The 6,192-nt window shown below is 67.6% G+C and carries 7 protein-coding genes and 1 pseudogene; 5 read left to right on the plus strand and 3 right to left on the minus strand.

Annotated features, from left to right (window positions below; genetic code table 11):
• The 3 genes from ACN269_RS32765 to ACN269_RS32775 all read left to right on the plus strand — a co-directional run.
• The coding region (locus tag ACN269_RS32765) for an NAD-dependent epimerase/dehydratase family protein (RefSeq protein ID WP_421476913.1) at nucleotides 1–1,155 on the plus strand (1,155 nt) is incomplete at its 5' end.
• Nucleotides 1,156–1,165: 10 nt separating this feature from the next.
• Nucleotides 1,166–2,605, plus strand: coding sequence for a polysaccharide deacetylase family protein (locus ACN269_RS32770; RefSeq protein WP_421476914.1), 1,440 nt, complete (start codon nucleotides 1,166–1,168; stop codon nucleotides 2,603–2,605).
• Nucleotides 2,602–3,363: a hypothetical protein gene (locus ACN269_RS32775; RefSeq protein WP_421476916.1), complete on the plus strand. Its 762-nt coding sequence runs from the start codon at nucleotides 2,602–2,604 to the stop codon at nucleotides 3,361–3,363. The genes ACN269_RS32770 and ACN269_RS32775 overlap by 4 nt, the downstream gene beginning before the upstream one ends.
• Before the next feature lie 18 nt (nucleotides 3,364–3,381).
• Here the strand turns inward: ACN269_RS32775 and ACN269_RS32780 are convergent, their stop codons facing one another.
• Together ACN269_RS32780 and ACN269_RS32785 are read right to left on the minus strand one after the other, a co-directional pair.
• Nucleotides 3,382–3,639, minus strand: a complete 258-nt coding sequence (locus ACN269_RS32780) for an acyl-CoA carboxylase subunit epsilon (RefSeq protein ID WP_421476918.1) — start codon at nucleotides 3,637–3,639, stop codon at nucleotides 3,382–3,384.
• Nucleotides 3,636–5,276 carry an acyl-CoA carboxylase subunit beta gene (locus tag ACN269_RS32785; protein ID WP_421476920.1) on the minus strand — a complete coding sequence of 547 codons (1,641 nt, stop codon included), beginning with the start codon at nucleotides 5,274–5,276 and terminating at the stop codon, nucleotides 3,636–3,638. Before ACN269_RS32785 ends, ACN269_RS32780 begins: the two co-directional genes overlap by 4 nt.
• 54 nt (nucleotides 5,277–5,330) lie before the next feature.
• Here ACN269_RS32785 and ACN269_RS32790 point away from each other — a divergent pair.
• Together ACN269_RS32790 and ACN269_RS32795 are read left to right on the plus strand one after the other, a co-directional pair.
• Nucleotides 5,331–5,492, plus strand: a pseudogene (locus ACN269_RS32790) (sugar transferase); the annotation flags it as partial.
• A 27-nt stretch (nucleotides 5,493–5,519) separates the two neighbouring features.
• Entirely contained in the window at nucleotides 5,520–6,038 is a 519-nt protein-coding gene (locus ACN269_RS32795) for a PH domain-containing protein (RefSeq protein WP_421476922.1), read from the plus strand.
• Here ACN269_RS32795 and ACN269_RS32800 read toward each other — a convergent pair.
• Nucleotides 5,993–6,192: hypothetical protein (locus tag ACN269_RS32800; protein ID WP_421476924.1), on the minus strand; the 200-nt coding region annotated here is incomplete at its 5' end. The two genes, ACN269_RS32795 and ACN269_RS32800, sit on opposite strands and share 46 nt — an antisense overlap.

Below are 6,192 nucleotides of genomic sequence, written 5' to 3' on the forward strand. Positions count from 1 at the left end.
GGCGATGGCGTGGCGCACACGATCCACCGGGAGCTGGATCAGCCCGACCCGGCGCGCGCTGGAGGCCGCCCCGTCACCCCAACAGCTCCCGGCGCCGAAACACCCTGCACCGCGCGACCAACGAGCACCCACGACCGAGACACCTGGAGTACTGAGATGAAAACTGTCATCACCGGCGGGGCCGGGTTCATCGGCAGCCACCTCGCCGACCATCTGCTGGGCCTGGGCGACTCCGTCACGGCCATCGACGACTTGTCGACCGGGTCGCGGCTCAACCTCGAACAGGCCCAGCAGCACAGCCGATTTCGACTGATCGAGGGGTCGATCCTGGACCGCGACCTGGTCCATGAGGTGATCGCCGGAGCCGATCGGGTGTTCCACCTGGCCGCCGCGGTCGGGGTCCGCCGCATCATCGAAAACCCACTGGGAAGCCTGCGGACGAACATCCACGGCACCGAGAATGTCCTGGACGCCACCCTCGCCGCCAGCGCCGTGCTGGTGCTGGCGTCCACCAGCGAGATCTACGGCAAGAACACCGCGGACAGCCTGTCCGAGGACGCCGACCGCATCCTGGGTTCGCCGCTGACCTCGCGCTGGACCTACGCCGCGGCCAAGGGCATCGACGAAGCCTTTGCGCACGCCTATTGGACCGACTTCGGCCTTCGGGTGAGCATCGTGCGACTGTTCAACACCGTCGGGCCGCGCCAGACCGGCCGGTACGGCATGGTGGTGCCGAATCTGGTGGGCCAGGCGCTGCGCGGCGAGCCGTTGACCGTGTTCGGCGACGGTCGGCAGACCCGCTGCTTTTCCTACGTCGGGGACATCGTGCCCGCGCTGGTGCGGTTGGGCGAGGAGCCGAGGGCCTACGGGCGGGCCGTGAACCTCGGTGGCCCCCAGGAGGTGTCGATCATCGACCTGGCGCAGCGCGCCATCGATCTGCTCGACAGTTCGAGCACCATCACCCTGGTTCCCTATGAGCAGGCCTACGGCGAGGGGTTCGAAGACATGCGCCGGCGTGTCCCGGACAACTCGCTGGCCCAGCGGCTGATCGGGTTTGAGCCCGCGGCGCGCCTCGACGACATCATTCATGCCGTCGCCGCCGGGCTGCAGGAGCGCGCAGCGAGCGAACCGGTGCTAGCCCATGCGCCCCAGTAGAAGGAAAAGCATGCTGCGACAACTGATTTCGGCGGTCGCGCTGGTTGTCGTGCTCGCTGTCAGCGGGTGCGGAATCGAACTGCGCACTCCGTCTCCGGCCGAGTTGACCAGTGATTCAGCGGGACCGTCGGAGGCGCAGGCACCGGTCGATCCCTATGTGCAGCCCCGGACCGCTCCGGAATTGCCGCCGATCTCGGAGATACCGTTGGTGCCGGCACCCGGGCAGACGGTGGTCTCGTTGACGTTCGATGACGGCCGGGCCTCGGCATTGACGGCGGCTGAGATCATGACCAAGTACGGTCTGACGGGGACGTTCTACGTCAACTCGGGCACGGTCGGGACGCCAGACCATTTCACCTTGCCCGACCTCGACGCCATGGCAGCCGCCGGCCATGAGATCGGTGGTCACACGCTGAATCACGAGAACCTAGGCACCCTCGGTGTCGACGAGGTGCGGCGCCAGATCTGCGATGACCGGGTCGCCCTGCTGCAGTGGGGCTTTCCCGTTCGTAGTTTCGCGTTTCCGTTCGGCGCGGCGCCTGAGAGCGGCGAACAGGCGGTGCGCGAGTGCGGATACAACAGCGCCCGCGGCCTCGGTGGCCTGTACTCGTTCGCCGCCGACGAGAACTGCCGGTGGTGCGAACCCGCAGAACAGTTGCCACCGGAGAATCCGATGCTGACCCGTGCGCCCGATCAGGTCGCAATCACCTGGACCGCAGCCGATATGGAACGGCTGATCACTGACGCTGGGCCAGGCTGGGTTCAGATGACGTTCCACGGTGTGTGCCCCAGCGACTGCGACGACATCGGAACACCGGTCGGGGAGTTCGAGCAGTTCGTCAACTGGTTGGCCGATCAGCAGCAGGCGGGCACGCTGCTGGTCAGCACGGTGGGCGATGCCATCGGTGGCCCGGTGCAACCCGCCGTGAGCGGTCCGGTCGCAGCGCCGGCGCCGCCCGGCGTCAACGCGGTGGTCAACCCGGGCATGGACACCGCCGGGGTCGACGGAATGCCGGACTGCTGGATGCGCGGCGGGTTCGGCGCCAACACTCCCGAGTTCTCCGTGGTGCCCACCGGCCGGGATGGCAGCCTGGCCGGACGACTGCTGCTGGACGGGCACATCGACGGCGCGGCGCAGTGGCTGCCGACAACCGATTTGGGGACCTGTGCGCCCAGCGTGGCAGCCGGCCAGCGGTACACGCTCGAGGCCTGGTATACCGCGACGGTCCCGACGTCGTTCACGGTGCAGTACCGGCTGGCGCGCGGCGTGTGGGCGTACGGCACAACGAGCCCGGAATTCCCGCCCGCCAGTCAGTTCCAGCTCGCCCGCTGGACCATGCCGCCGGTTCCCGACGGTGTCACCGCGATCAGTTTCGGGCTGACGCTGACCCAGGACGGCGAACTGGTGACCGATGACTACGCCATGTTTGAGGGAGAATCGGCCCCATGAGTGTGATACGCGGGTGCCGAGCGTTCGGGGTGATGGTCATGGTGGGCATATTCGCCGCGGCCTGCGGCCATGTCGGGAAGGCGCCGGCCCAGCCGGTGCGCCACGAGTATCCGTGGCATCTGGACATCGTCGCGACGACCTTCTGGGTCGGGGAGATCCTGGACCCCGTGGCGATCGACGGCTCGCAGATGATCTCCACCTACGACTCCAATTGGTATGAGAACTACGGCGGCTGCGACGGCGTGATCGTCGACGGTGTCTGCGACACCGAGCCCCGGGACGCATCCAACGGGTACTTCCCGAAAAACATGACCCCGCGCCAGAATCCGTTCTATCTCGACCTGCCGTTCGACGACATCAACAACGAGGCAGCCTTCGCGATGCGCGGGCATGTGGTGCCCTGGGCCGACGAACCGGCGTACCGCGGCCGAGCAGACGACAGGAGCATCAGCTTCATGAAGAACCGTTGGGTCGAGCTGCACCGCAACGGCCGCCGGTGCTACGGCCAGATCCAGGACGCCGGCCCGGCCGTCTACGACGATGCGGCCTACGTGTTCGGGGACGGCCAGGTTCGCCCGGCCAGCACCCGATTCAACGGTGCCGGCCTGGACGTGTCACCGGCGCTCAACGGCTGCCTGGGTTTCAACGACCTCAACGGCAGCAGTGACCGGGTGGACTGGCGGTTCGTCGACGACAGTCAGGTGCCCGAGGGGCCGTGGACGCGGATCATCACCACGTCCCCGGTCGTTCCGTACTGAGACGGCGCTGACCCCGCGTCAGCGGCGCATGTGGGTGCGTTCCAGCAGGGTGATGCGCTGCCAGCTGAACAGCTCGTAGCGCAGCTTGTCGACGGGGTGGCCCCACAGGTTCTGGTCGACCGGGCCGGGGTCGGGAGCGCCGCCGGATGCGGTGCCCAGCACGGCGATCAGCGCGGCCAGCTCCTCGGGGCGCGGTGAGCCCTTGAGCACCTTGATGTGTGGCTCGTTGGCCTTCTCGCCGGCCGCCTCGTCAATCACGTCGCTTGCTCCGCTCACAGTGGAATGTTCCCGTGCTTCTTGGGCGGCGTCTGGGTGATCTTGCGCTCCAGCAGCCGCAACGCCGTGGCCACGTAGCCGCGGGTGTGCGACGGCGGGATGACGGCGTCGACGTAACCGCGTTCGGCGGCGATGTAGGGGTTGACCAGAGTGTCCTCGTAGGTCTGCTGCAGCTCCAGGCGCAGCGCGTCGACGTCCTGGCCCTCCTTCGCGGCCTCCTTGAGCTGCTGGCGGTAGACGAAGCCGACCGCGCCGGAGGCGCCCATCACCGCGATCTGCGCGCTGGGCCAGGCCACGTTGACGTCGGCGCCCATCTCCTTGGAGCCCATCACGCAGTACGCGCCGCCGTAGGCCTTACGGGTGATGACGGTGATCTTGGCCACAGTCGCCTCGCCGTAGGCGTAGAGCAGCTTGGCACCGCGCCGGATGATGCCGTTGTACTCCTGGTCGGTGCCCGGCAAAAAGCCCGGCACGTCGACCAGCATGACGATCGGGATGTTGAAGCAGTCGCAGGTCCGGATGAACCGCGCGGCCTTCTCCGAGGCGTTGATGTCCAGGCAGCCCGCGAACTGGGTGGGCTGGTTGGCGACGATGCCCACCGAACGGCCCTCGATGCGGCCGTAGCCGACGACGATGTTGCCGGCGTAGCCGGCCTGGATCTCCAGGAACTCCTCGTCGTCGAGGATCCGGGTGATCACCTCGTGCATGTCGTAGGGCTGGTTGGGCGAGTCCGGGATCAGCGTGTCCAGCTCGAGGTCGTCGTCGGTGAGGTTGTCCTCGATGGCGCCCGCATGCGCCGGTGCCGGGTAGCGCGGCGGTTCGGAGTAGTTGTTCGGCGGCAGGTAGCTCAGCAGGTCGCGGACGTAGTCGAAGGCGTCCTGCTCACCGGAGGCGACGTAGTGGGCGGTGCCCGACTTGGCCATGTGGGTGTGTGCGCCGCCGAGTTCCTCCATGGTGACGTCCTCGCCGGTGACGGTCTTGATGACGTCGGGTCCGGTGATGAACATCTGGCTGGTCTGGTCGACCATGATGACGAAGTCGGTCAGCGCGGGGGAGTAGACGTGTCCGCCCGCGGCGGCGCCCATGATCAGCGAGATCTGCGGGATCACGCCGGAGGCCTGGATGTTGTTGTAGAAGATGTTGCTGTAGAGGCCCAGGGAGACGACGCCCTCCTGGATGCGGGCGCCGGCGCCGTCGTTGATGCCGATCAGCGGCCGGCCGGTCTTGATGGCCAGCTCCTGAACCTTGACGATCTTCTCGCCGTACACCTCGCCGAGCGACCCGCCGAACACGGTGGCGTCCTGGCTGAAGATGCAGACGTCGCGGCCGTCGATGGTGCCGTAGCCGGTGACCACACCGTCGCCCAGCGGGCGGTTGGCATCCAGGCCGAAGTTCTTGCTGCGGTGCCGGGCCAGCGCGTCGAGCTCGACGAACGAGTCCTCATCGAGCAGCGCCAGGATGCGCTCACGCGCGGTCAGCTTGCCCTTGGCGTGCACCTTCTCGACCGCGGCCTCGCCCACCGGGTGCAGGGTCTCTTCGGCGCGCCGCTTGAGGTCGGCCAGCTTGCCCGCGGTGGTGTGGATGTCGATCTGGTGCTCAGCCGCCGGCTCGGCGGTGTGCTCGGTGCTGCTCGTCATGGCAGTTGATGCTAGCGGGCGCAGCGACGGGGCCGTGTTGTGCCCTGGTGTTGCGGCATCACCGGCCTGTGGCAGATCAGCGGCCGCTCCGACCTGTCTTGGGAGGATTCCGTTCGGCTGGACCTGTCGTACGTCGAGAACTGGTCGATGGCCGGTGATCTGGTCATCGCGATGAGCACCGCCAAGGCCGTTTTCGCCGCGTCCGGAGCGTACTGAGATCTCACCGCACTAAACTCCTCGGCCGTGGGCTACCCCGACAAAGTCCTCGCCGCCGACGAGCAGGTGGTGCTGCACCGCCACCCGCACTGGAAGCGGCTGATCTGGCCGGTGTTGGTGCTGCTGGCGGCCAGCGCCGTCGCCGCGTTCGTCGCCGGCTACGTGAATCAACTGGCCTGGGACCCGACCGCCACGATGGTGGTGCAGCTGGTCATCGCCGCGATCTGGCTGGTCATCATCGGCTGGCTCACGCTGTGGCCGTTCCTGTCATGGTGGACCACCCACTTCGTGATCACCGACCGGCGGGTGATGTTTCGCCGCGGTCTGCTCACCCGTGCCGGCATCGACATCCCGCTGGCGCGGATCAACAGTGTCGAGTTTCAGCACGGACTCGTCGACCGGATGCTGCGCACCGGCACCCTGATCATCGAGTCGGCGAGCCAGGACCCCCTGGAGTTCTACGACGTGCCTCGCGTCGAGCAGGTGCACTCACTGCTGTATCACGAAGTCTTCGACACCCTGGGATCCGAGGAGTCACCGCGGTGACCCAAACCGCGCCGGCGCGGCCGGCGTAGCGGGGTGACGACACCGTCGGCGGAGCGGTGCCGCGCCTCGTAGCCGTCCTCGAGCGCCTCGGCGAACCCGCCGCCGGTCAGCGTGGACTCCAGCGCCTTTTCCGGGTTGCGGGCGAACTCGTCGG

It is taken from the genome of Micromonospora sp. WMMD736, from assembly GCF_049179015.1.
In the GTDB taxonomy this organism is placed as follows: Bacteria; Actinomycetota; Actinomycetes; order Mycobacteriales; family Micromonosporaceae; genus Micromonospora.